The organism is Actinomyces polynesiensis (assembly GCF_000820725.1).
GTDB classification, from domain to species: domain Bacteria; phylum Actinomycetota; class Actinomycetes; order Actinomycetales; family Actinomycetaceae; genus Pauljensenia; species Pauljensenia polynesiensis.
The window spans coordinates 1-2,209 of the sequence record NZ_CCXH01000028.1 but is presented as its reverse complement, the minus strand read 5'-3'; the positions used below and the strand labels follow the sequence as shown (position 1 = coordinate 2,209).

General features: G+C 72.5%; 3 protein-coding genes and 1 tRNA gene. 3 read left to right on the top strand and 1 reads right to left on the bottom strand.

Annotated elements, in window-relative coordinates; all coding sequences use genetic code 11:
* Window positions 1-195 precede the first annotated feature (195 nt).
* From TA90_RS01170 to TA90_RS01160, 3 genes are all read left to right on the top strand, one after another.
* Window positions 196-269 (top strand) — tRNA-Ile (locus TA90_RS01170).
* Between the two features lie 63 nt (window positions 270-332).
* Window positions 333-701, top strand: a complete 369-nt coding sequence (locus tag TA90_RS01165; RefSeq protein ID WP_043534197.1) for a hypothetical protein — start codon at window positions 333-335, stop codon at window positions 699-701.
* Between the two features lie 65 nt (window positions 702-766).
* Window positions 767-1,123: a YnfA family protein gene (locus tag TA90_RS01160; RefSeq protein ID WP_043534198.1), complete on the top strand. Its 357-nt coding sequence runs from the start codon at window positions 767-769 to the stop codon at window positions 1,121-1,123.
* A gap of 178 nt (window positions 1,124-1,301) precedes the next feature.
* Here the strand turns inward: TA90_RS01160 and TA90_RS01155 are convergent.
* Window positions 1,302-2,209 (bottom strand): PLP-dependent transferase (locus TA90_RS01155; RefSeq protein WP_043534196.1); only part of this gene is annotated, 908 nt, incomplete at its 5' end.

Sequence of the window (2,209 nt, the reverse complement as noted above, 5' to 3'; positions counted from 1 at the left end):
GTCGGTCGCTGCGCGGGAGGAAGGGGGCCATCGAATCGGGAACGGTGTGTGCTGCCATGGCGAACAGCGTAGTGGCCACCGGTGTCCCGGGCGGTCCGGGCGCCCCCTCGGCCCCGAGGGGTGCCCGTCGGTCACCCCTGCGACTCCACCACGTGGATGGCCGGATGACCCCGCCCGACCCGCTACCCTTGGATCGCCCCGATAGCTCAGTCGGTCAGAGCAGCGGACTCATAATCCGTCGGTCGTCGGTTCAAGCCCGACTCGGGGCACCGACTCGGCACCTGCGACCACCGCCCGCGACCGGTGGTCGGGCCCGACCGGGAGGAGGGACCATGGCACTGACGGCTGTCGCCACCGCCCCGACGTGGCTCGGGGGCGGCGACGTCGACATCCCGGTGCGCGTGCGCAACACCGGTCTGCTCCCCGTGAGGGTCCGCTTCGTCGACTGCGTGGCACGTTCGGGCTCCCCGACCCTCGGCTTCGACGGGCTCGCCGCCTCCATGGACGCCGACCGCAACGGTGATCCCTTCGACCGCGACCTGCTCTGCACCGAGCACTGGCTCCCCTGGCGCTCCTCCGCCACCCACGTGTTCAGGATCCAGCACGCCTTCGGGACCCCTGACTCGATGCTCCTCGTCGTGGAGGTCGACGGCGAACGCGAGGTCCTCGACGTGGACCTCACCCGGTTGACGGAGGACTGAGACACCCCCCGCGGGTGGCCCACCCCACCTGCCGGGACACCGACCGGCTGTGGGAGGATCCGGGCATGGTCCCGGCCCGCATCGTCATCCTGTTCGTCCTCGCAGCCCTGTCCGAGATCGGCGGGTCCTGGCTGATCTGGCAGTCGATGAGGGAGTCACGTCCGTGGTGGTGGGCCGGAGCCGGAATCCTGGTGCTCGGGGCCTACGGGTTCTTCGCGAGCCTGCAGCCCGAGGCGTCCTTCGGCCGGGTCCCCGCCGCCTACGGCGGCATCTTCATCGCCGGTTCCCTGGCCTGGGGCATCGTCATGGACGGTTTCCGTCCCACGGCGTGGGACTGGGCGGGCGCCACGGTGTCCCTGCTCGGGGCCGGCATCATCATCACCGGCTCCCTGGTCCAGGGAACCGCCACGATCGCGCAGTGATGGGGCCGGCGCGGGTGCCCGGCGGTGCGGTGGCACCCGCGGCCCGCTGACAACTGCGGAGGCCACGGTCGTCCGTCCGCGGACCCAGCCGTCCGCGGACCCAGCCGTCCGCGGACCCAGCCGTCCGCGGACCCAGCCGTCCGCGGACCGAGCAGCCCGCGGCCCCACGTCAGAGGCCTCAGCCGCGCGCCGCCCCCACCGGGACCGACAGTGCGTCCAGAGCGCGGCGCACGTCGCGCACCAGGTCCCCCACGTCCTCGATGCCCACCGAGAGGCGCACGAGGTCATCGGGCACCTCCAGGCTGGTGCCCTTCACCGAGGAGTGCGTCATCGCGGCGGGGACCTCGATGAGGGACTCCACGCCGCCCAGTGACTCGGCCAGGGTGAACAGCCGGGTCGAGGCCGCAAAGGTCCGCGCGGCCCACGCGCCTCCCTCGGCTCCCCCACGCAGCCGGATCGACACCATGCCCCCGAAGGCCCGCATCTGCCGCGCGGCCACGGCGTGGCCGGGATGGGTCGCCAGGCCCGGGTAGAGGACCTCCGCGACACGGTCGTCCCCGGCCAGGGCCTCCGCGAGCGCAGCGGCGTTGGCGGAGTGACGCTCCACGCGCACGGCCAGGGTCTTCAGCCCGCGCAGTGTCAGCCACGCGTCGAAGGGTGAGGACACCGCCCCGGCCGCGTTCTGCAACCAGCCGAGCTGCTCGGTGAAACGGTCGTCGCCGACGATGACGGCGCCTCCCACCACGTCGGAGTGGCCCCCGATGTACTTCGTCGTCGAGTGCAGCACGATGTCGGCCCCCAGTGCCAGCGGGTTCTGCAGCCACGGGGTCGCGAAGGTGTTGTCGACGACCAGGAGCGCGCCGTGGCGGTGCGCCACCTCGGCGGCGGCCCGGATGTCGGTGATCCCGAGCAGCGGGTTCGAGGGCGTCTCCACCCACACGACCTTCGGCTGGTCACGGAGGACAGCCGCTTCCAGGGCGGCCGGGTCGGTGGTGTCGACCGCCGAGTTCGTCACCCCCCATGCCCCGAGCACGGAGTTGATGAGCCGGTGGGTGCCGCCGTAGGCGTCGTTGCCGAGCAGGATGT